The 24,085-nt window shown below is 51.2% G+C and carries 25 protein-coding genes; 19 read left to right on the top strand and 6 right to left on the bottom strand.

All coding sequences use genetic code 11. The features are described 5' to 3' along the window. Positions 1-96 precede the first annotated feature (96 nt). The gene (locus TX85_RS11390; RefSeq protein WP_044479225.1) at positions 97-540 is read left to right on the top strand and encodes a GNAT family N-acetyltransferase; all 444 of its coding nucleotides are present in this window, start codon (positions 97-99) and stop codon (positions 538-540) included. Positions 541-628: 88 nt separating this feature from the next. Continuing rightward, entirely contained in the window at positions 629-874 is a 246-nt protein-coding gene (locus TX85_RS11385; protein ID WP_044479224.1) for a DUF3892 domain-containing protein, read from the top strand. Positions 875-935: 61 nt separating this feature from the next. On the opposite strand, the gene TX85_RS11380 is transcribed toward TX85_RS11385, so the two are convergent. Further along, entirely contained in the window at positions 936-1,670 is a 735-nt protein-coding gene (locus TX85_RS11380) for an MBL fold metallo-hydrolase (protein WP_044479223.1), read from the bottom strand. Between the two features lie 149 nt (positions 1,671-1,819). Here TX85_RS11380 and TX85_RS11375 point away from each other — a divergent pair, with 149 nt between their 5' ends. The 5 genes from TX85_RS11375 to TX85_RS11355 all read left to right on the top strand — a co-directional run bounded on the left by TX85_RS11375 (position 1,820) and on the right by TX85_RS11355 (position 5,809). Beyond that, the gene (locus TX85_RS11375; protein ID WP_044479222.1) at positions 1,820-2,374 is read left to right on the top strand and encodes a copper amine oxidase; all 555 of its coding nucleotides are present in this window, start codon (positions 1,820-1,822) and stop codon (positions 2,372-2,374) included. A gap of 90 nt (positions 2,375-2,464) precedes the next feature. Continuing rightward, entirely contained in the window at positions 2,465-2,782 is a 318-nt protein-coding gene (locus tag TX85_RS11370) for a DUF1292 domain-containing protein (RefSeq protein ID WP_044479221.1), read from the top strand. Between the two features lie 366 nt (positions 2,783-3,148). Continuing rightward, positions 3,149-3,748: a family 4 glycosyl hydrolase gene (locus tag TX85_RS11365; protein WP_233500688.1), complete on the top strand. Its 600-nt coding sequence runs from the start codon at positions 3,149-3,151 to the stop codon at positions 3,746-3,748. Then, entirely contained in the window at positions 3,745-4,260 is a 516-nt protein-coding gene (locus TX85_RS11360) for a carbohydrate kinase family protein (protein ID WP_233500687.1), read from the top strand. The genes TX85_RS11365 and TX85_RS11360 overlap by 4 nt, the downstream gene beginning before the upstream one ends. A 19-nt stretch (positions 4,261-4,279) precedes the next feature. Further along, entirely contained in the window at positions 4,280-5,809 is a 1,530-nt protein-coding gene (locus TX85_RS11355; protein WP_044479220.1) for a choice-of-anchor Q domain-containing protein, read from the top strand. Positions 5,810-6,199: 390 nt separating this feature from the next. Here TX85_RS11355 and TX85_RS11350 read toward each other — a convergent pair whose 3' ends face one another. After that, positions 6,200-7,675 carry an aminotransferase class I/II-fold pyridoxal phosphate-dependent enzyme gene (locus tag TX85_RS11350; protein ID WP_044479219.1) on the bottom strand — a complete coding sequence of 492 codons (1,476 nt, stop codon included), beginning with the start codon at positions 7,673-7,675 and terminating at the stop codon, positions 6,200-6,202. 195 nt (positions 7,676-7,870) lie between these two features. Between TX85_RS11350 and TX85_RS11345 the strand changes: the two genes are divergently transcribed. Further along, positions 7,871-9,184, top strand: coding sequence for an MFS transporter (locus TX85_RS11345; RefSeq protein ID WP_044479218.1), 1,314 nt, complete (start codon positions 7,871-7,873; stop codon positions 9,182-9,184). Here the strand turns inward: TX85_RS11345 and TX85_RS11340 are convergent. Then, positions 9,176-9,799 (bottom strand): YktB family protein, encoded by a 624-nt coding sequence (locus TX85_RS11340; RefSeq protein WP_044479217.1) that lies wholly within the window; start codon positions 9,797-9,799, stop codon positions 9,176-9,178. The two genes, TX85_RS11345 and TX85_RS11340, sit on opposite strands and share 9 nt — an antisense overlap. Positions 9,800-9,985: 186 nt before the next feature. Between TX85_RS11340 and TX85_RS11335 the strand changes: the two genes are divergently transcribed. From TX85_RS11335 to ptsP, 6 genes are all read left to right on the top strand, one after another. Next, positions 9,986-10,582 carry a hypothetical protein gene (locus TX85_RS11335; protein ID WP_044479216.1) on the top strand — a complete coding sequence of 199 codons (597 nt, stop codon included), beginning with the start codon at positions 9,986-9,988 and terminating at the stop codon, positions 10,580-10,582. Between the two features lie 162 nt (positions 10,583-10,744). Beyond that, positions 10,745-12,154 (top strand): NADP-dependent phosphogluconate dehydrogenase, encoded by a 1,410-nt coding sequence (gndA, locus tag TX85_RS11330; RefSeq protein WP_044479215.1) that lies wholly within the window; start codon positions 10,745-10,747, stop codon positions 12,152-12,154. A gap of 176 nt (positions 12,155-12,330) precedes the next feature. Continuing rightward, positions 12,331-12,855 carry a shikimate kinase gene (locus TX85_RS11325; protein ID WP_044479214.1) on the top strand — a complete coding sequence of 175 codons (525 nt, stop codon included), beginning with the start codon at positions 12,331-12,333 and terminating at the stop codon, positions 12,853-12,855. A 36-nt stretch (positions 12,856-12,891) separates the two neighbouring features. Then, positions 12,892-14,184, top strand: coding sequence for a 3-phosphoshikimate 1-carboxyvinyltransferase (gene aroA / locus TX85_RS11320; protein ID WP_044479213.1), 1,293 nt, complete (start codon positions 12,892-12,894; stop codon positions 14,182-14,184). Positions 14,185-14,211: 27 nt separating this feature from the next. Then, positions 14,212-14,637, top strand: coding sequence for a CoA-binding protein (locus tag TX85_RS11315; RefSeq protein ID WP_044479212.1), 426 nt, complete (start codon positions 14,212-14,214; stop codon positions 14,635-14,637). A 172-nt stretch (positions 14,638-14,809) separates the two neighbouring features. After that, positions 14,810-16,528 (top strand): phosphoenolpyruvate--protein phosphotransferase, encoded by a 1,719-nt coding sequence (gene ptsP / locus TX85_RS11310; RefSeq protein WP_044479211.1) that lies wholly within the window; start codon positions 14,810-14,812, stop codon positions 16,526-16,528. Positions 16,529-16,695: 167 nt separating this feature from the next. Here the strand turns inward: ptsP and TX85_RS11305 are convergent, their stop codons facing one another. Continuing rightward, a complete protein-coding gene (locus TX85_RS11305) occupies positions 16,696-17,223 on the bottom strand; it encodes a type 1 glutamine amidotransferase domain-containing protein (RefSeq protein ID WP_044479210.1) in 528 nt (175 codons plus the stop codon). 134 nt (positions 17,224-17,357) lie between these two features. Here TX85_RS11305 and TX85_RS11300 point away from each other — a divergent pair, with 134 nt between their 5' ends. From TX85_RS11300 to TX85_RS11285, 4 genes are all read left to right on the top strand, one after another. Next, positions 17,358-17,798, top strand: a complete 441-nt coding sequence (locus tag TX85_RS11300; RefSeq protein WP_044479209.1) for a hypothetical protein — start codon at positions 17,358-17,360, stop codon at positions 17,796-17,798. Positions 17,799-17,905: 107 nt separating this feature from the next. Beyond that, positions 17,906-18,250: a bacillithiol system redox-active protein YtxJ gene (gene ytxJ, locus TX85_RS11295; protein WP_044479208.1), complete on the top strand. Its 345-nt coding sequence runs from the start codon at positions 17,906-17,908 to the stop codon at positions 18,248-18,250. Positions 18,251-18,328: 78 nt separating this feature from the next. Beyond that, positions 18,329-19,333 carry a catabolite control protein A gene (gene ccpA / locus TX85_RS11290; protein WP_044479207.1) on the top strand — a complete coding sequence of 335 codons (1,005 nt, stop codon included), beginning with the start codon at positions 18,329-18,331 and terminating at the stop codon, positions 19,331-19,333. Between the two features lie 138 nt (positions 19,334-19,471). After that, on the top strand, positions 19,472-20,176 hold the full coding sequence (locus TX85_RS11285; RefSeq protein ID WP_262362631.1) for a 5'-methylthioadenosine/adenosylhomocysteine nucleosidase: 705 nt from the start codon (positions 19,472-19,474) through the stop codon (positions 20,174-20,176). Here the strand turns inward: TX85_RS11285 and TX85_RS11280 are convergent. After that, complete coding sequence (locus tag TX85_RS11280) at positions 20,160-21,377, bottom strand: acetoin utilization protein AcuC (protein WP_081671702.1); 1,218 nt, start codon at positions 21,375-21,377, stop codon at positions 20,160-20,162. The two genes, TX85_RS11285 and TX85_RS11280, sit on opposite strands and share 17 nt — an antisense overlap. Positions 21,378-21,414: 37 nt before the next feature. After that, positions 21,415-22,047, bottom strand: coding sequence for a GNAT family N-acetyltransferase (locus TX85_RS11275; RefSeq protein WP_044479204.1), 633 nt, complete (start codon positions 22,045-22,047; stop codon positions 21,415-21,417). Positions 22,048-22,314: 267 nt separating this feature from the next. On the opposite strand from TX85_RS11275, the gene acsA reads away from it, so the two are divergent. Next, positions 22,315-24,042 carry an acetate--CoA ligase gene (gene acsA / locus TX85_RS11270; protein ID WP_044479203.1) on the top strand — a complete coding sequence of 576 codons (1,728 nt, stop codon included), beginning with the start codon at positions 22,315-22,317 and terminating at the stop codon, positions 24,040-24,042. Positions 24,043-24,085: the final 43 nt, after the last annotated feature.

Raw genomic sequence — 24,085 nt, 5'->3', positions numbered from 1 at the left:
CGGCTCCTTCACTGCATGGTCTTTTTCTGTCCCAACTATACACGATAATACTTTTTTTGTATAATGCTACGATGTAAAGGAGGCGGAGGGAAAGCTATGGCAGCAGTCATCATTCACGTAGAGAACGATATACAATTAAAGGAATGCCTTGAGATTCGCAAAGAGGTATTCGTGATAGAGCAGAAGGTGCCGATGGATCTGGAGATCGATGAATATGATGTGATTGGAGATCAGGTGCATCATGTTCTTGTTGAAGTCGGTGGAGAGCCTGCTGCAACCGGCAGACTGATCTATTATGTCGATAATGCCGCTAAAATGCAGCGGATTGCTGTGCGTAAGGAATATCGCTCCCATGGAATAGGAAGTGTACTTCTGCTCGGCATGGAGGCGTTGGCCCGTGAACTCGGACTAACCAAGTCCGTGCTTGATGCTCAATGTCAGGCAGAAGCATTCTATACGAAGCTGGGCTATGAGACGATTTCGACGGAACCGTTCGATGATGCCGGGATTCCTCATGTACGGATGACCAAGTCTTTGTAAGTGGGGTCATGTTTCTTTGAAAAGCAGGGCATACTATCTCTATCCCCAGATCCCCAGAGGGAAATAATACGGAGGAGATGAGATCGTCATGGCACTCGATTCGAGAGAGACCTTCATCGCAGTTCAAAAAAACGGCGACGGTGATCTTAAAGCATTCAAGACATCAAGCGGCCGCATTCTGGATTATGAGCAGGCTAAGCAGGAGGTTCAGGCCGGGGCTATTGCTGGTGTGAATCTCTTTAAAGGAAGAGACGGCGAGCAGTATATTCGGAGCGATGCCGATGGAGATCCGTCTAACAACCTGGATTCTCTGCCAGGATTCGAAACTGAATAGCACGCACAAGGCCGCTCCCGAAAATGATGGATCTTCGGAGGCGGCCTTTCCTGTACTGTGCTTAGAGCGTATAGAGTTTATGCTGGCGAAGGAAGTCCATCTCTCCGGTCTGACCGTTAAATGACTCCATCTCATCCCCGTAGTGCATGAGCGAGATCATCGCCCGCAGCTTCTGGGGAAGCGAAAGCAGTTCGGACAGTGTGGTGTGGACTTCACCGGGTCCTGTAAGCTGAACCTCATGCAGGATCTTGCGGCAGTCCCTCTCGTCAACAAGCTGTTGTAGGAGCTTAGGCTGGAATATCATATCCGCACTGTAGAAGATTTCCTCGTTGATATAGAGGGAGAAGCTTGTTTTTCCCGGGATATGAGGAGTCCGGATCAATTCCACCTTCAAGCCCTCAGCGATTTTGCACGGAACTCCTTCCGTCAGCAAGCGAACATCGAAGACATCCTCAAGACAGGTTATCCCGTCTTGCCCCAGTCCTCCTTTTAGCGTATGGTCCCATAGGGGGCCGGCCAAAGTCTCCGCCACATAAAGCACTGGCTTGCGCCCTGCGCCGTACTTCATCCGGAACGCAAATTCCTCCAGACCGCCGACGTGATCGCCGTGAATATGAGTGACGAGCAGCGCATCAATCTTCTCCGGGGTGATCCCAAGCTGATGCATGGCCATCGGAGCTGTAATCCCGCAGTCGATCAATAAGGTGAAATCATCGGTCGAGAGCAACGCGTTATTATTATAATAAGCCTTAGCGAAAGCGCCGCCCGTGCCCAGCATTTGTAAATGAAGCGCCAAAGTACCTTCCTCCTTTATCGGGACAATAATAAATACGGCATTGTAAGTTAAAAATCTTCTTTTCTTTCGTGAAAATAGCGCAACTTGCCTTCTCTTATAGAGTATACATTTACATCAACATGAATTAAACCAATTGGAGGTTTTGAATAATGAAATGGAGAAGAGTTGCAATTCTAGTCGTTGCTTTCTCCTTAATGGGAGGATCGCTGCTGTTTGCGGATTCGGCTTCCCAGAAAGTGAAGCTTCTATTAAATGGAAGCGAGCTGGAGGAAGGCGGTTATGTGATTGATGGAAAGACCTATGTTCCGGTTCGTCAGCTTGAAGGACTGGTTAAATATGATGAGAGCTCCAAGACAGTAACCTATAATAAACCTAATGTGCATATGTTCCTGTTTGCGGATGATACTGTATTTGGTGAAATTAAGAAAACCGGGAAGCTGAAGTTCAATGTCTTCTCCCAAATTGATAGTCTGCGCACCAATATTTCCGAGGTCCGTGTATCGATTACGTCGCCGGATGGCAGCTCGAAAGTGATTCAAAGCAGCGAGATTAAGGATCAAAAGGATAACTTCTGGTTCCGCACGGAAGACTACACCTATGACTTTAAGAGCTCAGGGAAATACACAGTCGGATTCTATATGAAGCCTGCGGACGGCGGAGATTTTGTTCTCGTCTCCGAGAAAATCATCAATGTGCTCAAATAAGGCTTCAAATTGACCTCTTTCTCTGAAAATGTTACGATACGGGAGAAACCGGCAGGTTAACTATCCAATAAATCAAAGCGAGGTATTTGAATGAGCGATCACAATCACGATCACGCGCATGGCGACGCTTGCGGCTGCGGACATGATCATGAGCACGAGCATGAGGAATTTGTTTTAACGCTGACAGACGAAGAGGGCAAGGACGTTGAGATGGTTCTTGTCGAGACCTTCGACGTGGGCGAGAAGCTCTATGCATTGCTGCTTGAGCGTAACAATCCTGGTGCAGACGGCATTATTCTTCGTATGGAAGAAGAGAACGAAGAAATGGTGCTTTACAATATCGAAGACGAAGAGGAATGGAAACAGGTCGAAGAAGCCTATAATGAATTGGTTCAATCTCAAGAATAGGCTGCAAACCTCCATTGGTTATATACAGAAGAAGCTCCCGCAAGGGCAATGTCATTAAGTTAAGGCGTTGATCCAAAAAATCAAGAACAAGAGCAGGTTATCGAAAAGATAGCCCGCTCTTTTTTTGCGCGAAAAGAAAAAAATGGACTTGACAATTGGCCTGAAGTGTGTAGCGAAGCCCCTTGAAAAACGAGGAGGTTTTGCCAATGGATGAGTATGCGAATTCACTAAAACAAACGCTGGCATCCCTCATACAAGAAATGTCAGCCGCACCAGCACCTTGTGTAAAAAAACTGGAACAGACTTTACCCGCAAGAAGAAACTGCCCTTTGAAACGGTTATGCAGCTCCTGATCTATTCGACGCCATGAAATATCTGGGCGCCTTCGTCTCGGAATCGAGCGGGCACTTCTCCGAGTACATTCCGTATTACCGCAAGCGCCAGTCGTTGATCGACGCACATTGCAGTACAGGCTATAATGGAGCTACTGGCTTCTATGCTGACAATTGGCCGATCTGGCGCAAGGAGAACGACGAGGAGATTGTCCGTCAGCTTGAGGGCACGCTGCCGCTTGAGCTGCAGTCCAGCAATGAATATGCGGCGGTTATCATTGAAGCTGTATTGAAGAACGAGCCGAAGTTCATATACGGCAAAGTTCCAAACCGAGGACTGATTGAGAACCTGTCGCCGGAGGGGATAGTCGAGGTTGCTTGTCTGGTGGACCGCAAGGGTATTCAGCCTACCCGCTTTGGCAAGCTGCCAGAGCACCTGGCCGCCCTGTGCCGCTCAAATATGGCCTTCTTTGACCTGGCTGTGGAGGCGGTGCGACAGGGTGACAAGGAAATGGCCCGTCATGCATTGATGGTAGACCCGTTGACGGCTGCAGTATGCTCACTGGAGGAAATCGGCCGCATGTTTGAAGAATTGTATGAGGCGGAACAGGGTTTTGTTCCGGTGCTGAAATGATGCGGTCACAGGCGTCGCCGGAGTCTCGCCCCCTCATCGTTGTCGCGGGCGAGTTCAATGTAGATATCATTGTGTCCGGCGGTGATGTGATGCCGGAATGGAACCGGGAGAAGCTGGTGGAGGGCTTTGAGGTTGTACTCGGCTCATCCTCCGCGATTACGGCCTGTGCGCTGGCCAGTTTGGGAGCGGACGTGCGGTTTGTCAGCGTAGTAGGCGATGACGACTTCGGACGGTTATGCACGGATGAGCTGCAGCGTATGGGCGTGAACACCGAGCATGTGACCCGGCTTTCAGTGGTCAAGACCGGGGTGACAATGTCCTTCTCTACCCCTGCTGACCGCGGCTTGCTGACCTATGCCGGCAGCATTCCGCTGCTTGCGCCGGAATATATTCCGGCCGAACTGCTGCGGTTTGCCAATGCCTGCGGGGCTGTATCGACATTAGGAATCGGCGGCACAGGGAGCTTGCCTACCATTAAAGCTGTAACTGGAATACAAATGAGACAAGTTTAAAAGAATGAGGTGAGAAGAAATGTTTAAAGCTATACTGGGTCTGCTCCTGATATTTGGAGTAGGAGGAGAAGCAGTGCAGCCGCCGACGGCATTTGCGGCTGGTGACGAATATTATGTGGCGACGACGGGCAGTGATTCCAATGCGGGAACGAGCAGTGCGCCTTGGAAGACGCTGCAGCATGCTGCCGATGTTGTTCCTGCGGGCAGTACCGTTTATGTACGTAGCGGCGTGTATAATGAGAAGCTGAAGATTACCCGTTCCGGGTCGGCATCAGCGGGCCCGATTGTGTTCACGAGCTATGGGACGGAGAGCGCTATCATCGATGGTACCGGACTGTCGGTTAGCGGTTCCCAGGGATTGGTAGAGTTGGACGATGTGAGCTATATGACGGTTCAGGGCTTGGAAATCCGCAACTTCACGACCTCATCCAAAAATGCTGTGCCAATAGGCATTTATGTTCATGGTGCAGGCGGCTTCATTACATTGGCTGATAACAAAATTCATGATATCAAGAACACAGCTACTCCGTCCGGCAGCGATTTGCTGGGACGTGATGCTCATGGTCTGGCCGTATATGGAACGAAAGCGCCTGCTTCGATTCATGATCTGACCATTAGTGGCAATGAGCTGTACAATCTTGTACTTGGCTCCAGTGAATCTCTTGTTATCAACGGCAATGTAGATGGCTTTGCTGTGACTGATAACCTCATTCATGATAATGATAATATTGGCATCGATCTGATCGGCTTTGAGGAGACCGCTCCGGATGCAAATTATGATCAGGCGCGCAATGGCTTGGTGAAGGGCAACCGGGTGTATAATATTTCCTCCAACAACAATCCTTCTTATGGCAAGAAGCTACCGAATGGCAGCAATGCAGCGGGGGGGATTTATGTGGATGGGGGCAAGGACAGCATCATTGAACAGAACTACAGCTATAACAACGATATCGGTGTTGAAATTGCCTCGGAGCATGCCGGACGGGCAACAAGCAACATTACCGTTCGCAGCAACGTTATCTACAACAACCGCCTGACAGGGATCGCGATGGGCGGCTATGATACCGAACGCGGCTCCACGGAAAATTGTATTATTGTAAATAACACGGTGTACAAGAATGATACTGTAGGCGATGGCAGCGGCCAACTGTATGTTCAATTTGATACGAAGAACAACGTAATCAAGAACAATATTTTTGTAGCCAGCGACACCGATGTGCTAATATACAACGAGTACACTCAAAACGCCGGTAATATTCTGGATTATAACCTGTATTTTACTTCCGGGGGCAGCAGCGAAGCGAGCTTTACCTGGAAGAACCAGGATTACTGGGGCTTCTCCGACTATCAGGCCGGGACGGGCAATGATGCGCATTCCCTGTTCGTGGATCCTCAGTTTGTGAATGCCGCCGCCGGCAACTTCCATCTGAAGTCTTCATCTCCTGCAATTGATGCCGGAGATACGGACACCGCCATCATCGGCACCGTAGATATTGACGGTGACCCGCGAGTTCAGGGAGCTGCCGTCAATATCGGCGCGGATGAGTAAGGTGTGGTTATATCTTCTAAGCTGATAAACGCTAGTACATGTAAGAAGGCCTTGGGAGCCCGATTAATCGTTGCCCCCAAGGCCTTCTTTTTTCTATATTAGTTGAACTTAAGAAGTCACGCAAAGGGCATAAGTGTGAAGTGTGCTGAAGTGAAAGCTTTCTGCAAGAAGGCTGCTTCGGGAGCATAAGCTCGTCAGCGTTCGCCTTTGTGAGTGGATTTCTACCTTATAATGGCTTAGTTCAGTCAGAGAAATCCGCGAACAACAGCGATCGTAGGCACACTTCACACGTTGCCCCCAGCGTATCATTAGTTCAACTTATTATAGTCAAAGGCAGAGTGTCGGCTGTGAGGCGGAATCTGAAGGAAGCCGACTGCGTATCCCGGATACTTAGAAAATCGGATTTGCTTCAACGATGACCTTCACCTGATTAATGTAACGATCCTCCGGTCCTTTGACCGGCAGCCCGACCTCTACATGATCAACGATATAGTCAATGTGGCTCTGGGAGATTACCTCGCCCGGCAGCAGGATCGGAATTCCCGGCGGATAGACATAGATGAACTCTGCAATAATCCGGCCTGCAGACTCCTTGAACGGAATAACCTCGGTATCCGCATAGAAGGCGTCCCGAGGGATCAGTGAGAGATGCGGAATCTCCGGGATTTTGACCACCAATTCGTTTGCATTGTTCTCTTTATAGTAGGTCACTGACAATTCCCGCAAGGCTGCAAGCAAGGTATCCACCGATTCCTTCGTGTCTCCAGGGGTAATGATACAGAGAATATTATACATGTCGCTAAGCTCGACTTCGATCCGATAATGCTCACGCAGCCAGTTCTCTGTCTCATAGCCGGTAATTCCAAGGTGCCGAACATGAATCGTTACCTTGGTCGGATCCAGATCAAAGGTGGCCTCGCCCCCCAGAATTTCACGCCCGAAGCTGTACAGGCCGGGAATCTCATTGATTTTACTTCGCAGATCATGGGCAAGCGCAAGCGTCTCCTGGATCATCTCATGTCCGTGAAGGGCGAGGTTTCTCCGGGCTGCATCGAGCGAGGCCAGCAGCACATAAGAAGTCGAAGTTGTAGTCAGCATGCTGATAATCGTCTGCACGCGCTGAGGGTTGATGTAACCGTTCTTGGCGTTCAGATTAAGCACGGAGCTCTGGGTCATAGACCCGCCAAGCTTATGCACGCTGGTTGCCGCGAGATCAGCCCCGGCCTCCATTGCAGACATTGGCAGCTCCTCGTGGAAATGAATATGCACGCCATGCGCCTCGTCTACGAGAACAGGCACATGGAAGCTGTGTGCAAGCTCAACAATTTCCTGCAAATGAGCACATACGCCGAAATAAGTCGGGTTGATAACAAGCACTGCCTTCGCATCAGGATGCCGCTCCAAGGCGCGGCGGACCGAGGAGGTAGTAATCCCATGATCGATTCCAAGATTCTCGTCCTGAGCCGGAGATACGAACACAGGCTTGGCCCCGGCGAAAATAATAGCCGACATGACGGATTTATGGACATTTCGCGGGACGATAATCTTGTCCCCGGGAGAGCAGACAGACATGACCATAGTCATGATGGCCCCGCTTGTCCCCTGAATGGAGAAAAAGGTATAGTCAGCGCCGAAAGCATCGGCAGCGAGCTGTTGTGCTTCTTCAATAACTCCGGTCGGCTGATGAAGATCATCAAGCGGAGCAATATTGATCAAATCGATAGCAAGGGCGTTATCGCCGATAAATTCACGGAATTCGGTATCGGTTCCGAGCCCTTTTTTGTGCCCGGGAATATGAAACTGTACGGGACCAGCAGCAGCGTGCTGCTTCAGCGCGGAAAATAGCGGCGTTCTTTGATGATCCATAGAGCCGTCCCTGCCTTTCAAGTAAATTTTCAACAAGCTTGAGTATAGCAAAATGGGCCCGGAATGCAAGCGAAGTTTTGGGCGAAAGCCGTGTTGGATATCACTGGACATTACCCAGGGTTATTAAGAAGCTTGGAGAGGAAATAATAGGATAGACGGAGCACCAATCAGACTGTATACGGAGGGGGAGACCACATGGAGATTCCTTTGCCGAAAGTAAACCGTAAATTGCTTACGCCCACCTTCCTCTGCTTGTGGACGATGATGTTTTTGATTGAATTTGTAAAAGGCGCGCTCTTGGTCTCTATTCTCCCTGTCTATATGGGAGATGTGCTGGGACTTAGCGCTCTCGCGATCGGTTTGTCTTTCTCCACTCAATATATCGGGGACAATCTATTCCGAGCCCCTGCTGGCTGGCTCATAAGCAGAATCGGCTTCCGGCTCGCGATGACGCTGGGCATCAGTATTATGCTGATTGCAGTCCTGCTGATTGCCTTCACGCATCAGATCGGCTATATCGTGCTCGGCTGCGCGTTGCTTGGGGCGGGGACCTCTCCCTTGTGGCCCTGTGTCATGCTGGGGGTGTCATCGGTTACGGAAAAGAATCAGAATTTTGCCACGGCCATGGGCGTGATTCAAATCTCAAGTCTGGGCGGAACAGGTCTCGGTCCGGTCCTGATCAATTTTCTCGTCGGAATTTCGTATGCACTGGTGTTCAGCGTATTGCTTGGCTGTATCGGAGCCGTTCTGCTGATCTCATTGGCATTGCCTGGCGTAGTAAAGGAGGCGGAAGAAGAGGAGGCTCCAAGGAGAGGTAAAGTTAACACGTCCAGGCCATTTGACAAGCTCAAGCATCTTCAGGGGCGGTTGGTGCGGACGATTGGGGAGGTGCGCCGCAATATTCACGTGAGCCGCTTGCTGTATCCGGCGTTATTTCTGCAATCCTTTGCCGTGGGCTTGCTGACTCCAGTGATCACTCTGTTTGTGCGAACCGAGCTGGGGTTGTCGCCTGAGCAGTTCAGCCTCATGCTGATTGTGGGCGGGGGATTTACTGTACTTGGGCTGATCCCGGTCGGACGGCTCGTGGATCAATGGGGAACAACCTCGTTTCTGAATGCCGGATTCGCTTTGGCTGCCGTGTCCATAGGCCTGTTTGCGTATGCAAAAGGAATGCCGGGCTTGCTGGTATGGGGGCTCGTCATTCTGATCGGGGCCAGCTATGCCTGTATCCTTCCGTCCTGGAATACGATGGTATCGACACTTCTGCCGAAGAAAGAGAAGGGGGCGGTCTGGGGATTCTTCCTTGCCATTCAGGGGACAGGCATGGTGATAGGGCCGGTCGTGTCCGGCAGGCTTTGGGACTTCTTCGGTCCGCATGCTCCTTTCTTGGCAAGCGCCGGGGCGATGAGCCTTTTGTTCCTCATTCATTTGCGGCTCTCACACAAAAATGTCCGCCGCGATGGACAGGAAGCACTTCCATCGGCAGCGGGCAGGGATCGCTTAGAATGAAGCTTTATACAATGGAAGCAGCGTCGTAAATGTCTCCTCAATCGTGGAGGAGAGGCGTTCTCCATCCATCAGCAGCGGATCATCGCGGTCAATGCGCAGGCCGCAGAGAATTTCCGCTTTTTTAACAGTTCGCAGCTTCTCCGCCATTTCTTTCAGGCCCTTGATGCTAACCTCTCCGTTAGGCGTTCCTCCCGGATCCATATGATCCATGGACCAGTAAAAATGGTCAGGCAGCATTTTTTTATACCTGGATGCTTGTTTCCGTAAAGATTCGGCGAAAATAGACTTATTCGGACTTTCATAAATAACTGCAAAGATCACGAATAAATGAGATTCAAACATGCCAACCTCAAAATGCGGGAATGCTTTATAGCCCCGTTTATTAGGCGCCCAGGCTACCCAGGTATCCTTTGGCGGATTGACTTTGCGTCTGGCATGCTTGGCTACATGATGATACATTTCTTCTCCGCACAGTGTGGAAAGAAAGGGGGCAAAGGACTGCCCGAGCTCCTCTAGCTTCGGTCTGATATGGGTAATGATCGCGTTCATCCGCGGCTCAAGCCCGGGTACAGTCAAGCTATCGAAATCTTGTCCGGTAAATCCGGGATAAGTCATCTTGATTCCTCCTGTCAAAAGTCTTCTCCTGTCGAACAGCAAGTCCTAAGTCATTATTATAGCACAGGCCCGGACACCTGCTTGCGTCAGAAATAGCCCGAAACGGGTAAAAATAATCAATAAACCGAGTCCCGTTACATAGGATGTAGTAAACGCAGGAGTGTCATTCGATAGGGAGGGAGTGCCGTGAATAAAAGCTATGAGGTGGAATACTGCAATCTGGAACTCCGTTTTGACCGCCGGCACATACAGCAGCTGATTCGCGATTTGATCCAGGATGGATATTCCTTATATTGGAGCGAAAATGAAGATGTATTCATTATCTCTGTGCGCACGGGCCGCAAGCTGACCAAGCTGCATTTTCAGCGCATGGGCCAAGAATACCGGCTGGCCGGCGATTACGTGATCCGCGATGCAAGGCTGGCGGAGTGGCTGGAGAAGCTGATCGGCGACTTGCGGGGGCATGCCGTAGTGAAACGATTCAAGGACCGCCAGATTCTGGTGGAGAATATTTTGTTCGGAGAGGTCATCCGCCTTGTCGAGATTACGGGGGTAGAGCATCGGATCCTGTATCAGAAAAACATGATGATGGATGCGGAGCAAATGATCGACCTGTTCATCTCCCAGTCAGCCGAGCGACAGCTGGAGCAGCTTCAGCGGGAGCTGGATCACGAGCTTGAACGGTTGCATGAAGCGCTCCAGAGCGGGGATAGGTCGGCTTCCGAGCAGTGTAAGGAGCGGCTGAAGAAGATCAGAAGGTTGCTGCTTCAGCTTGAATGGTAAGAAGAACGGGCATACTATAGCTTTCACCGGCTTCGGCTCAGCCCCCTGAGACTCAGGGGGATTGTTTTGTGAAAAAGGAGATCGGAATTTACGATTTAACGTCTGTACTCAAAACAGTTAAAATGATATTATTGTTAAAAAAGTGAGAAAAGGATGGAGAATATGTCAAAACAACAGATTGGCGTTATCGGCCTGGCTGTCATGGGCAAAAACCTGGCCTTGAATATTGAAAGCAGAGGCTTCACCGTATCGGTGTTTAACCGCTCCCCGGAGAAAACGCATGACCTTCTTGAACATGAAGGCAAGGGCAAGAATCTTGTAGGCACATTCTCTGTGCAGGAATTTGTTGAATCATTAGAGGTTCCTCGCAAAATTTTAATTATGGTACAAGCCGGTAAAGCAACAGACGCTACAATCGAGAGCCTGCTGCCTTACCTGGATCAAGGCGATATTATTATTGACGGAGGCAATGCCTACTTCCCGGATACACAGCGCCGCAGCAAGGAGCTGGAAGGAAAGGGCTTCCGGTTTATCGGTACCGGCGTATCCGGCGGCGAAGAGGGCGCGCTGAACGGTCCTTCCATCATGCCTGGCGGACAAGAGAGTGCCTACAAGCTGGTTGAACCGATTCTGACGGCAATTTCGGCTAAAGTAAACGGTGATCCTTGCTGTACATATATCGGACCTGGCGGTGCAGGCCATTATGTGAAGATGGTTCATAACGGTATCGAATATGGCGATATGCAGCTGATTGGCGAGGCATATCATTTGCTCAAGGATGTTCTGGGTCTGGATGCCAAGGAGCTTCATGAGATCTTTACCGAATGGAATAAAGGCGAGTTGGATAGCTATCTAATCGAGATTACGGCGGATATCTTCTCGCAGTACGATGAAGAGACCGGCAAGCCGATGGTTGACGTAATCTTGGATGCTGCAGGACAAAAGGGTACGGGCAAATGGACAAGCCAAAGCGCATTGGATCTTGGTGTGCCTCTCTCCATGATTACGGAATCGGTGTTCTCCCGCTTCCTGTCTGCCATGAAGGACGAGCGGATTGCGGCAAGCAAGGTGCTGAGCGGCCCTGAAGTGAAATCCTTCGCCGGCGACAAGGCTGAATTCATTGAGCAGGTACGCAAGGCGTTGTTCGCAAGCAAGATCGTATCCTATGCGCAAGGCTTCGCTCAAATGCGCTATGCTTCCGATGAATACGGCTGGGATTTGAAATACGGCAACATCGCGATGATTTTCCGCGGCGGCTGCATTATCCGTTCGCAGTTCCTGCAAAATATCAAGGATGCTTATGATCGTGATCCGCAGCTCAAGAATCTGCTGCTTGATTCCTATTTCAAGAATGTAGTCGAAAGCTATCAGGACGCATGGCGTAAGGTTGTGGCGGCTGCTGTAGAGAACGGAATTCCGGTTCCGGGCTTCTCCAGCGCGCTCTCCTACTATGACAGCTATCGTACGGAGCGTCTGCCAGCCAACCTGCTGCAGGCACAACGCGACTACTTTGGCGCTCATACGTTCCAACGTGTGGACAAGGAAGGCGTATTCCACCATCAATGGTTCTAAGAGCAGACGCTTGCTTGAAGAAGGGCGCCCGGCCGCGGAAATCCGCAGGCTGCGGCGCCTTTTTTTTAACCTGGATGCCGAAAGCTTCCGGCGTGTGTTATGATATGAAAAAGTTTAGTATATGAGAAAGTTGAATACGGCGGCCTGATGAAGCAGGCTGCGCTGAAGCGGGTGAGATGGTGAAGGAGAAGCAGGACAACATCGTGCTGATCGGCATGATGGGCACCGGCAAGACAACCGTTGGCGCAAGGCTGGCAGAGGAGACAGGCTATCCGCTCGTTGATCTGGATGCCTTGATCTCGGAGACGGCCGGTTGTCCGATCCCGCAGCTGTTTGCAGAGCGGGGAGAGCCCTATTTCCGAGACCTGGAGGCCGCTGTTCTGAAGGATGTGTTGGCACAGGAGGGCATCATCCTGGCTACTGGCGGCGGCGCGGTGCTCCGCAAAGAGAACTGCCTGGAGATGACCTCTCGGGGCTGGGTCGTGGCCCTGAAGGCTACCCTGGACGAGATTGTCAGCCGGGTCGGCGAGGACCCTGGGCGGCCGCTCTTGGCCGGCGGGGCCAGATCTCGGGTAGAGGCTTTACTGGAGCAACGAAGACAGGCGTACGATTTTGCCCATGTGATCATCGATACCTCCGGGAAAAGTCCGGAAGAAGTATCGGCTGAAATTTTAACGCATTACCGCGGTTCATCGAATTAATCAATCAGTTGAATTGAATGAAGGGGAGCTGTATCCATGGACTTGATCGTGAGACCTACACCGGAATTGAATGGCGAAATCGGAGCATTATCGTCAAAAAATTATACGACACGCTATTTATTAGTTGCCGCTCTGGCGGAAGGAACGAGTACGGTCTATTATCCGGCTCATAGCGAAGACAGCGATGCCATGCGCCGCTGCATTCAGGAGCTGGGCGCTGTGCTGGAAGAGGATGAAGAGAAAATTGTGATCACCGGCTTTGGAGGACGTCCGCGCGATGTGAAGGAGTTGAATGTCGGCAATGCCGGGGCGGTGCTGCGCTTTTTGATGGCGATCGCCTCGCTCTGTCCGGATGTTACCTTTGTGAACAGTTATCCTGATTCTCTTGGCAAGCGGCCGCACAGCGATCTGATTGTTGCGCTTGAAGGCATGGGAGTGCAAATCGAGCATCAGGACGGCAAGCTGCCGATCCGGATTATGGGCGGGAAGCCGCAAGGCGGCAAAATATCGGTCTCCGGCGAGGTCAGCTCCCAATATTTGAGCGCCCTGCTGTTCTTGACGCCTCTGTTGGAGGAAGACAGCGAGATTACGGTGCTCGGCGATCTGAAGTCGAAGGTTGTAATCGGCCAGACTCTGGAGGTGCTTGAGCAGGCGGGCATTCAGATCGACGCTTCCTCCGATTACTCCCGGTTTCGTGTGCCCGGACGCCAGGCTTATCAGGCCAAGAACTACACCGTTCAAGGGGATTATCCTGGCTCTGCGGCGATTCTGGCGGCTGCGGCTGTCACGAAATCCGATGTGAAGGTACATCGCCTGATGGAGAAGAGCAAGCAGGGCGAACGGGCGATTGTAGATGTGCTGCAAATGATGGATGTGCCGCTGAAGCACCAGGACGGTACGGTTCATGTAACCGGTAACGGCCGCCTTCGCCCGGTTGAATTCGATGGAGATGCGGCAACGGATGCCGTGCTTGCGATGGTGGCAGCCGCCGTCTTTGCGGATGGAACCTCCAGATTCTATAACGTGGAGAACCTGCGGTATAAGGAATGCGACCGGATCACAGACTACTTGAACGAGCTGAAGAAGGCGGGAGCGAAGGTTGAGGAAGGCAGATCAGAGATCATTGTGCACGGCAGACCTGGCGGTCTGGAGGGCGGCGCGACGATCAATGCCCACTTTGATCACCGGGTGATCATGGCGCTCACCGTTGTCGGCTTACGCTGCAAGGAGCCGCTTTTGATCAAGGATGCGCATCATGTGGCCAAATCGTATCCGCAGTTTTTCGACCATTTGCAGGCGCTTGGCGCTTCGGTGGAATGGGTAAAATAAGCTTGAGTCTGAAAGGAGAGATGCTTTGTGGCATTTGAAAATCCGGATCGCGAGCAAATCAAGGAGATTCTTGAACAGGCAGGCAATATCGCTGTTGTAGGCTTGTCGGACAAAAGCGACCGTACCTCGTATATGGTTGCCGCTGCCATGCAGCAAAAAGGCTACCGGATCATTCCGGTAAACCCTGCGGTGCAGGGGGAAATTCTTGAAGAGAAGGTCTATGCCTCCCTGTCCGACATCCCGGAGCCGATTGATATCGTGAATGTATTCCGGCGCAGCGAGCATACGCCAGAGGTTGCCCGTGAAGCCGTTCAAATCGGGGCAAAGGTACTGTGGCTGCAGCAAGGGATCGTGAGCGAGGAGGCAGGGAGCATCGCTGCCGAGGGCGGACTTACCGTGATCATGGATCGCTGTATCAAGGTGGAAGACAGTATTTTGCTCGGAAAAAGATAAATGAATCAAGCCATGATTGGCTGACCCGGCTGTGCTCAGACATCCGGGTCTTTCTTCGTTCTGCGGAATTTCCTTTGACAAATTTGACAGGCTGGGCTTACCATAAAGAACTAGAGAGAAGCAAATCCTAACTTGCGAGAATAAGCACGGCAGAAGATTAGGGGGTCGAAACATGATACAGGGTATCGGTGCAGCCTCGGGCGTAGCTATCGGCAAGGCTTTTGTGCTGCCCGCCTGGGAATGGGATGTTCCGGATCGCCGGATGGAAAAGGTGGATCTGGCCAAGGAATTTGAGCGCCTGTACGAAGGAATCCGTACGTCCAAGACCGAGATCGAGGTCATGAAGAATGAAATCAGGGAAACCGTCGGTGCTGAGGAATCCAGCATTTTCGATGCGCACATTGCAATTCTTGACGATCCTGTATTTATGAGTGAAATTCAAGGAATCATCGAGCGTCAGTATAAAGCGGCCGAGGTTGCGGTGAAAGAAGCCATCGACCACTTTGTCACGATGTTCGATCTGCTGGATGATGAATACATGAAGGAGCGGGCACTGGATATCAAGGATGTGGGGAACCGGCTGCTGAAGCATCTGCTGGGTACGCCGGAGATCACTTTGCCTTCTGATACACAGCCTTATATTCTGGTGGCTAAGGAACTTTCTCCCTCCCAACTGGTTCATTTGAATCCGGAAAATGTACTCGGCATGGTTACTATGTCAGGGGGAAAGACCTCCCATTCGGCCATTATGGCGCGGGCGCTCGGAATCCCGCTGGTCTCGGGGCTGGAAAGCCTGACGGAAGAGCCGCTCTCAACCGGCGATCTGCTCATCATTGACGGGGATGAGGGCACCGTATATCGGGAGCCTTCCCGGGCGCTTCTAGAGCAGTTTAACCGGATTGCCGAGGAGCAGCGTCTGCGCAAGGAGCAGCTTCAACTGCTGGCATCGGTCGATGCGGTCACCAAGGACGGCTACCGCATGAGACTGGCCGGCAACATCAGCTCTGTAAAGGATGTAGAGCAAGCGGTCAAATATGGGGCCGAAGGGGTCGGATTGTTCCGGACGGAGTTTCTGTATATGGACCGTTCTGCCTTTCCATCCGAAGAGGAGCAGTTCGAAGTGTATCGACAGGTCGTGGAAGCGGCCGGCGGGCATCCGGTAGTGATTCGTACGCTCGATATTGGCGGAGATAAGCAGCTGGAGTACTTCCCGCTGTTTGAGGAAGAGAATCCTGTCCTCGGCTTCAGAGCGATCCGAATCAGTCTGGATGAGGCTGAGATGTTTAAGACCCAGCTTCGGGCGCTTCTGCGGGCGAGTGCGTACGGACAGATCAAGATTTTGTATCCGATGATTCATACTCTGGAGGAGGTGCGGCAAGCCAATGCGCTTCTGGAGGAAGCCAAGCAGGAGCTGCTTCGCCGTGAGCTGCCCTTCAACAAAGATATTGAGACCGGAATCATGATTGAGATTCCTGCGGCTGCTGCAATTGCTGATTTGCTGGCGCAGGAGGTCGACTTTTTCAGTATCGGCACGAATGACCTGGTCCAATATGTGCTGGCCGTAGACCGGATGAACGAGAAGGTTGCGCATCTCTATCATCCCTATCATCCGGCCGTTATTCGTCTGCTGCGGCAGACGGTGCTGGCCGCCAAGGAAGCCGGGATTTCCGTTAGCGTCTGCGGGGAAATGGCCGGCGATGAAAAGGCGCTTCCGCTCTGGCTCTATCTTGGTGTGACCAATCTGAGCATGTCGCCTCAATCCTTGCTTCGAGTGAAGCACCGGATTCTGAACAGCACATTGGCCGAGGGGATGGAGCAGGGCAAGCATTGCTACACGCTCACAACCACTGAAGAGATTGAAGCAGCGCTTACAAGATGGACGAAAAGCTAAAAATATAAGCGAAAGGGCAATTTCACGGGAACGATCAGTTCCGTGAAATTGCCCTTACCCTTTTATCATGAGTTGAACTAGAAAACTACGTAGAAGGGGCATAAGTGTGCTTCACACGTTGCCCCCATAACGTAAAATTATTCAGAGTTCAACTTATATAACTTGCTTCAGACCTGCCCTGCAACGGCATCAACAAATGCCTTGCCGTATTCCGGCAGGTCAGGCGGTCGGCGTGCGGAAACAATATGACCATCAACGACAACGGCTTCATCCTTCCAGATGGCCCCCGCATTTTCCATATCATCGCGAATGCCTGGGGTTGAGGTGACAGTGACCCCTTTTAGAATTCCTGCTGAAATTAGCACCCATCCCGCATGACAAATTTGCCCGATCGGCTTCTTCGCTTCATGCAGCTCTCGAACCACCTGAATCACTTGCTTGTAGCGGCGAAGCTTGTCCGGGGCCCATCCGCCGGGAACGAGAATGCCGTCATAATCAGCGGCAGACAGCTCATCGAAGGAAAGCTCGCTTTCCGCGGGAACACCGTATTTCCCAATGTATTTTTTGCCTTTCTCCGGGCCGGCAAGATGTACAGTTGCCCCTTCCTCACGAACGCGATAAATCGGATACCAAAGCTCCAAATCCTCAAATTCATCATCGACCAAAGCAATAATTTTTTTACCAGATAATCTCAAATCCGTCTCCTCCTGTCTATTATTTCCGTTGACGAGCAGCCTATTCCATCCGTAATATTTAGATTGTATCAAAAAGTCGTGATTCGTTAAAATTTTTTCTATGAAAATTGCTGATGATTAGATGAGGTGATCCTGTGCGCAAGCTATGCCGTTGCGGACATCGTATGAGCCTCGGTTTCCGTCTGGTTATATACAAGAATGGGATTCAGGTAGACCGGGTGCCGATTATGGAATGTGATGATTGCGAACGCTATGAAGTGCTTCCTGCTGTGAAATCCGATCTGCTGGATCTTCTGTTCCAATTGGAGGAGCAGGGCGAGACCGGGTTAATCCTGTTTCCTGAGGTGAATGAACTGGCTGACGTCCTGTACGGCTTGTTTACTGATCCGATGCTGGAAGGCGACCTCAATGAGGCCATGCTGGTGAAGAGCTGCGAGGAGCGAATTAATCTTTTGCTCGACTTATACGGCTGTGCTCAAAAATCGGACGACAAAAATTGGATGAATGAAATCACGGTCCGCTTAGCCACTCTGTCGAATTTTGTTAGTAAACGCCAATATTCTGGGGCGAAATAAAGAGAATTTTAGATGTTTTTCCTAAATGGAGTTGTGTTTAACTTTCTTTTTTTGGTAAGATATGATTAGAAAATGAAAAAGCAGTTTTCTGAAAGGGATGAAACTTGATGCCGGAATGGAAAAGAATCGTCTCCAAAGAGGAACTATCGGCCTTGCTGACACGGTCGGCAGAGCAGCCGGTCCTGCTGTTCAAGCACAGCACAAGATGTCCGATCAGTGCGGAAGCCTATCGGGAAGCAGAAGCTTACTTGAGTCAGACACCGAATGAACAAGTTACATACGGTTTGATTTATGTAGTGGAGGAGCGGGAGATATCCAATGAGGCTGCGGACAAGCTGAGGGTCAAGCATGAATCTCCGCAGGCGATTCTTGTCAAGAACGGACAGGCGGTATGGAACACCTCCCATTCGAGAATTACTGCCGACGCATTAGAGGAAGTCTTATCGAATTAAAGCGTTATCATTGCGTAAAGTATTTTTTTGTCGTATCATATTTTTAATTGAAAATCTATTGGCAATGGAGAGAAGAATGTGACAGTAACCATTTACGATGTGGCACGTGAAGCGGGCGTTTCGATGGCTACGGTTTCCCGGGTTGTGAACAACAATCCGAATGTGAAGCCGCAGACTCGAAAGAAAGTCTATGAAGCGATTGAACGGCTCGGATATCGCCCGAATGCTGTGGCAAGAGGCCTCGCCAGCAAGAAGACGACCACGGTAGGCGTGGTCATTCCCGATATTTCCAATTCGATTTTTGCGGAAATTGCACGCGGTATCGAGGATATTGCGAACATGTATCACTACAACATTATTTTGTGTAACGCCGACAAGAAGAAGGAGAAGGAAATCCGTGTAATCAATACCTTGCTTGAAAAGCAGGTGGACGGACTTCTGTTCATGGGCGGCACCGTAACCGATGAGCATCTTCAAGCGTTCCAGACCTCTGCGGTTCCGATTGTTCTGTGCGCGACGAGTGAAGAGCACGACACAATTCCTTCTGTCGACATCGACCATGAAGCAGCGGCATTTGATGCGGTCAGCACTTTGATTCGTCATGGGCATCGCCATATTGCGATGATCAGCGGTACGCTCCAGGATCCGGCGAACGGATATGCCCGGTTCCAGGGCTACAAGCGTGCACTGGAGACGGCGGATATTCCATATGATGAGGACTTGGTCCGAATCGGCAATTACCGCTACGAATCCGGTGTAGAGGCTATGAAGTACTTCCTCGGCTTCAAGAAGCGGCCGACGGCAGTATTCGCAGCAACGGATGAGATGGCAATCGGTGCGATTCACAGCATCCAGGATGAAGGCTTGCGGGTTCCGGATGATTTCTCCGTAATCAGTGTTGATAACATCCGCATGGCTTCCATGGTTCGGCCTCAGCTTACAACCGTGGCGCAGCCGATGTATGACCTTGGCGCGGTAGCGATGCGTCTGTTGACCAAGCTGATGAAGAAAGAAGCGGTGGACAACCCTCGGGTGATTTTGCCGCATGAGACGATCTTGCGTCTGTCTGTAAGTCATGTGTAACTAACAGCTGTACAAATAGAGATAATTATAAAGACAAATATATGAAAAAGGTTAACACGGAAAAAAGCTCCTTGCATAAGGAGCTTTTTTTGAAATTTCAAAAAATCTGGGACGATTGAGGGAGCGTGAATTGCGGTAGTGGCAACACTTGGAATCATAGGCGCGATGGATGAAGAAATTCAGCTTTTATTACAGGGCTTAGAAGCAACCGAGAACTTCAGCTATGCAGGCACTTCCTTTAGCAAGGGAAATTTTCATGGTAAAGAAATTGTGGTATGCAAGTCCGGAGTTGGAAAGGTAAACGCGGCAATGACCGCCCAACTGTTGATTGACCGCTTCGATATCGGTGCCGTATGGTTTACGGGGGTGGCCGGTGCGGTCGATCCGTCGCTGGACATCGGAGATATCGTGATCTCCTCCTCTTGCCAGCAGCATGACATGGATTGCTCGCCGTTGGGATATCCGGTTGGAGTAACACCCTATCAGGAGGTATCCGATTTTCCGGCCCACCCGCCGTTTATTGTTCTTGCGCAGCAGGCTTGCGTGAGAGTCTGTACCAACAGCAGCTATCTGACAGGCCGGGTGCTCTCCGGGGATCAATTTATCGCCGATTCAGTGCTCATCAAGCAATTCTATGAGGAGATGGATGGTGCCTGTGTGGAAATGGAGGGGGCGGCTGTGGCACAAGTGTGCTACAGGAATGAAATTCCGTATGTGATGCTCCGCTCCATGTCTGACAAGGCGGACGGTACGGCAAGCGCAAATTACTCGGAGTTCTCGGTAGAGGCCGCAAGCCGTTCTTATGAGATCATAGCGGACATGCTTGCTAATTATGAGGGCTGATCGTTCGCTGCTCCCGAATTTCCGGATACTCCTGCATGGCAACCGCGAGGGTCTCGCGGTTTTTTGCTGTAATCTCCGCTTCCCGGGGAATTCCTTCCCAGTGAGACATATCATCCAGCCAGCAGGCTGGCAGCTTGAACGACGTCTGCGGCTGCCATTTTTCGATCCAGGCGGAAGGCAGCGGCAGGAGAGGAGAAGATTCCAGTAGCAGCTGCTTGAGCGAATGGTGGCTCATCTCCAGCCACAGCAGGCTCCAGGCTCTGGGAACAACCCGCCAGATGTCGTAGCCCCCGCCGCCGATAGCGACCCAGCGGCCGCTGCAATAGGTATGAGCTAACTCATGAAGGATATGCGGCATCTGGTTATAGATCTCCATACTGCAATGGATGTGCGAGAGCGGATCTAATGCGTGGGCATCACAGCCATGCAGGCTCAAGATCAGGTCAGGCTTGAAGTGGTCAGCCAGCCTCCAGATCGACCGGGTAAAGCACTCCATCCAGGAGGCATCCTCCGTGTAGGGCTGGAGCGGAATGTTCACAGAGGCGCCATACCCATGATGCTCCCCGCGTTCCGTGACGAATCCGGTACCGGGGAACAGATATTTGCCAGTCTCATGGATAGAATAGGTGCATACATCTGGATCGGAGTAGAAGCTCCATTGCACTCCATCCCCATGATGAACATCTGTATCGATATATAAGACCCTTGCCCCATAGCGTCTCCGGGCATATTCGATTGCAACAGCGGCGTCGTTGTATACACAGAATCCGGCTGCTTTGGCAGGGAGTGCATGATGAAGACCGCCGCCCAGATGCAGGGCGTGCTCACATTGCCCGGACAGCACGGCTTCTACGGCCGTGACAGTCCCGCCTGCAACATCCGAAGCTGCCTCATGCATGCCTGTGAAGTAAGGTGTATCCTCATCCAGCAATCCGTAACGTTCCGCGTTCCGGATGATCTCCGGTTGCGGAGATGGCACGCTCAAGGCTTTAACTGCTTCGATATATGCAGGCTGGTGGACCCATCTCAGCTCCTCTTCCTCGGCAGACCGGGATTTCAGTACGTGTCCGGGCTCAAGAGCGCCGATGCAGGACAGCAGATCGACGGTAAGCTCCAGACGAATCGGATGAAAAGGATGCCGATCATGAAAACGGTAATTTGCCGCTCTATCATGATTTACAAATAATGCTCTTCCGCTCATAGCCTCCCCCATCCCTTTTCCATTCAAAACTTTAATTCTAATACATAAATCGCTGCTGAAACCGGATTCGGTCGAACTTTTCCTCCGACTCAATGGGTACCTCTTTACCTATGCGAACCATTAAGCAATTGGCCGGATGCGAGCATATTTCCGGATCGTCTGTAGCGTACCAGACCATCCCGACCGTCTGCATCAGCCGTTCCATCATTTTGCGGTAATCCCAGACGGAGAGTCCGCTTGTCTTTAAGTCCCAATGCCAATAATACTCCGTGGTAAATACGATGTAGTTCTCCATTTGCTCCCCCTCGAACGCCGTTTGAATCATCCGGGACCCGATCTTAGAGGAGCGGTACGCATTCGCTACTTCGATGGCTCCAAGCTCAATCAAATCCTCCATCCTGCCCTGAGACCACCGCTCCATCTCATCGGGATAATGAAAGGTAACGTAGCCGATAATTTCGTCCAGTACCCGTGCGAGAATGATTCGCCCCTCCGGCAGCTCGGCGATCTCAATCAGGGCCTTCCACTGTTCCTGGGGCCTTCGGAAGGCGTCCAGATCGGGATGCATTCGCAAAGTACGAAGGTGGGAAGGAGATACAGGCCCCTCCAGTACAATTTCCTCTTCACCATAGGGTAGGGTGTGGCGGATATACGTTTTTCGATGCTCCATCCTGGCCGCCTCCTTGGTTCATTTCCCTCACTTATACCAAAAAAATCAATTCCTGAAAAGTATAGCCGCTTGCAGAGGGGTGTGCTATAATGTTCTCCGACATAATATTTTCACATTTACATCTTGACAATGTGATTTTAATATCAATTTCTGCTTCTTTCAAGCTCAATTCAGAAATTCTGCAATTTATGTTCTATTCAGATTTGAATCCGTTTTCATTGAAAGCAACGGCTATAAGTTGAAGATTTTCAAGGGGAGGATGGAACAATGAGTCAATTGCAAGGAGAGATTATAGCTGCAGGAGCTGCTTCTTCCAATTTGGGCAATTATGATGAAGCCTGCAGTCAATTTCATTGGGAAGATGTGGAGAAGCAGTTCACCTGGTATGAGACCGGGAAGGTCAACATGGCCTATGAAGCGATTGATCGTCATGTGGACGAGGGAAGAGGGGGACGGATTGCCCTTCTGTATCAGGACGGCGATGGACGACAAGAATCCTATACCTTTGAAGAGCTCCAGGCAAAGTCGAACCAGTTTGCGAATGTGCTTCGAAGCAAGGGGATTTCAAAGGGAAACCGGGTATTTGTATTCATGCCTCGCAGCCCGGAGCTATACATTTGCCTCCTTGGCATTCTCAAGATAGGAGCGATCGCCGGGCCCTTGTTCGAAGCCTTCATGGAGACAGCGGTTAAGGATCGTCTTGAGGATAGCGGAGCGGTTGCGCTTGTGACAACAACTGCGTTGCTGCCGCGTGTACGGCGGGATGAATTGCCGCTGCTGAAATATGTCTTTGTTGCTGGTGATCATGTGCAGAAGGAAGACGGGATCCTTGACTATCACAGTGAAATGAGTCAGGCCTCCACAAATGCGGAGATGGAGTGGGTGAACCGTGAGGACGGATTGATCCTGCATTATACCTCCGGTTCAACGGGAAAGCCGAAGGGCATCTACCATGTCCATAATGCCATGCTCCAGCACTATTATACCGGTAAAGTTGTACTGGACCTGAAGCAGGATGACGTATACTGGTGCACTGCCGATCCGGGCTGGGTTACAGGCACCTCCTATGGGATCTTTGCACCCTGGCTGCATGGCGTAACTAATGTGGTACGGGGCGGACGTTTCAGCCCGGGGGACTGGTATGACACTATCCAGCGTTATGCTGTCACAGTCTGGTATAGTGCTCCGACGGCCTTCCGGATGCTGATGGGCGCCGGTGAAGATATTGTTAGGGAGTATGACTTGTCCTCCTTGCGCCATGTCCTGTCTGTCGGAGAAGCCTTGAACCCGGAGGTTGTACGATGGGGGCATAAGACGTATGGACACCGGATTCACGATACCTGGTGGATGACGGAGACGGGAGGACAGCTGATTTGTAATTATCCGTCCCTGCCGATCAAGCCGGGTTCGATGGGGAAACCCGTTCCCGGCATTCAGGCGGCTATCATTGATGACAATGGCAAGGAATTGCCGCCGAACCGTATGGGGAATCTGGCCATCCGCACGCCTTGGCCGTCCATGATGCGGCTTGTCTGGAACAATGCGCCCAAATTCGAGGAATATTTCCGAATTCCCGGATGGTACATTTCCGGGGACACGGCCTATATGGATGAGGACGGGTATTTCTGGTTTCAAGGCCGGATCGATGACGTGATCAATTCATCCGGGGAGCGAGTAGGCCCCTTTGAAGTCGAGAGCAAGCTTGTCGAGCATCCGGCAGTGGCCGAAGCGGGCGTTATCGGAAAGCCTGATCCGGTGCGGGGAGAGGTGATCAAGGCATTTATCTCATTGAGAGAAGGCTATCACCCGACAGAAGAGCTGAAGGCAGAGATATCGCGCTTTGTGAAGGAAGGCTTGTCGGCGCATGCGGCTCCAAGGGAGATCGAGTTCAAGGATAAGCTGCCGAAGACCCGTTCAGGTAAGATTATGCGTCGTGTCCTGAAGGCATGGGAGCTGAATCTCCCGGCTGGTGATTTGTCGACAATTGAGGACTAGAGGGTTGAATAGTTGAATATATGAGAATGGCTGTCTCAAGCTC

The sequence above is a fragment of the Paenibacillus antibioticophila genome (genome assembly GCF_000455265.1).
Taxonomy (GTDB): Bacteria; Bacillota; Bacilli; order Paenibacillales; family Paenibacillaceae; genus Fontibacillus; species Fontibacillus antibioticophila.
The sequence above is the reverse complement of the archived record's forward strand: the minus strand, read 5'-3'. Positions and strand labels throughout refer to the sequence as shown.

Excerpts from the sequence above, each read along its gene's own strand:
- TX85_RS11390 (WP_044479225.1), top strand. The coding sequence starts at position 97 with ATGGCAGCAGTCATCATTCACGTAGAGAACGATATACAATTAAAGGAA.
- TX85_RS11385 (WP_044479224.1), top strand. The coding sequence starts at position 629 with ATGGCACTCGATTCGAGAGAGACCTTCATCGCAGTTCAAAAAAACGGC.
- TX85_RS11375 (WP_044479222.1), top strand. The coding sequence starts at position 1,820 with ATGAAATGGAGAAGAGTTGCAATTCTAGTCGTTGCTTTCTCCTTAATG.
- TX85_RS11370 (WP_044479221.1), top strand. The coding sequence starts at position 2,465 with ATGAGCGATCACAATCACGATCACGCGCATGGCGACGCTTGCGGCTGC.
- TX85_RS11365 (WP_233500688.1), top strand. The coding sequence starts at position 3,149 with ATGAAATATCTGGGCGCCTTCGTCTCGGAATCGAGCGGGCACTTCTCC.
- TX85_RS11360 (WP_233500687.1), top strand. The coding sequence starts at position 3,745 with ATGATGCGGTCACAGGCGTCGCCGGAGTCTCGCCCCCTCATCGTTGTC.
- TX85_RS11355 (WP_044479220.1), top strand. The coding sequence starts at position 4,280 with ATGTTTAAAGCTATACTGGGTCTGCTCCTGATATTTGGAGTAGGAGGA.
- TX85_RS11350 (WP_044479219.1), bottom strand. The coding sequence starts at position 7,675 with ATGGATCATCAAAGAACGCCGCTATTTTCCGCGCTGAAGCAGCACGCT.
- TX85_RS11345 (WP_044479218.1), top strand. The coding sequence starts at position 7,871 with ATGGAGATTCCTTTGCCGAAAGTAAACCGTAAATTGCTTACGCCCACC.
- TX85_RS11340 (WP_044479217.1), bottom strand. The coding sequence starts at position 9,799 with ATGACTTATCCCGGATTTACCGGACAAGATTTCGATAGCTTGACTGTA.
- gndA (WP_044479215.1), top strand. The coding sequence starts at position 10,745 with ATGTCAAAACAACAGATTGGCGTTATCGGCCTGGCTGTCATGGGCAAA.
- TX85_RS11325 (WP_044479214.1), top strand. The coding sequence starts at position 12,331 with ATGGTGAAGGAGAAGCAGGACAACATCGTGCTGATCGGCATGATGGGC.
- aroA (WP_044479213.1), top strand. The coding sequence starts at position 12,892 with ATGGACTTGATCGTGAGACCTACACCGGAATTGAATGGCGAAATCGGA.
- ptsP (WP_044479211.1), top strand. The coding sequence starts at position 14,810 with ATGATACAGGGTATCGGTGCAGCCTCGGGCGTAGCTATCGGCAAGGCT.
- ytxJ (WP_044479208.1), top strand. The coding sequence starts at position 17,906 with ATGCCGGAATGGAAAAGAATCGTCTCCAAAGAGGAACTATCGGCCTTG.
- TX85_RS11280 (WP_081671702.1), bottom strand. The coding sequence starts at position 21,377 with ATGAGCGGAAGAGCATTATTTGTAAATCATGATAGAGCGGCAAATTAC.
- TX85_RS11275 (WP_044479204.1), bottom strand. The coding sequence starts at position 22,047 with ATGGAGCATCGAAAAACGTATATCCGCCACACCCTACCCTATGGTGAA.
- acsA (WP_044479203.1), top strand. The coding sequence starts at position 22,315 with ATGAGTCAATTGCAAGGAGAGATTATAGCTGCAGGAGCTGCTTCTTCC.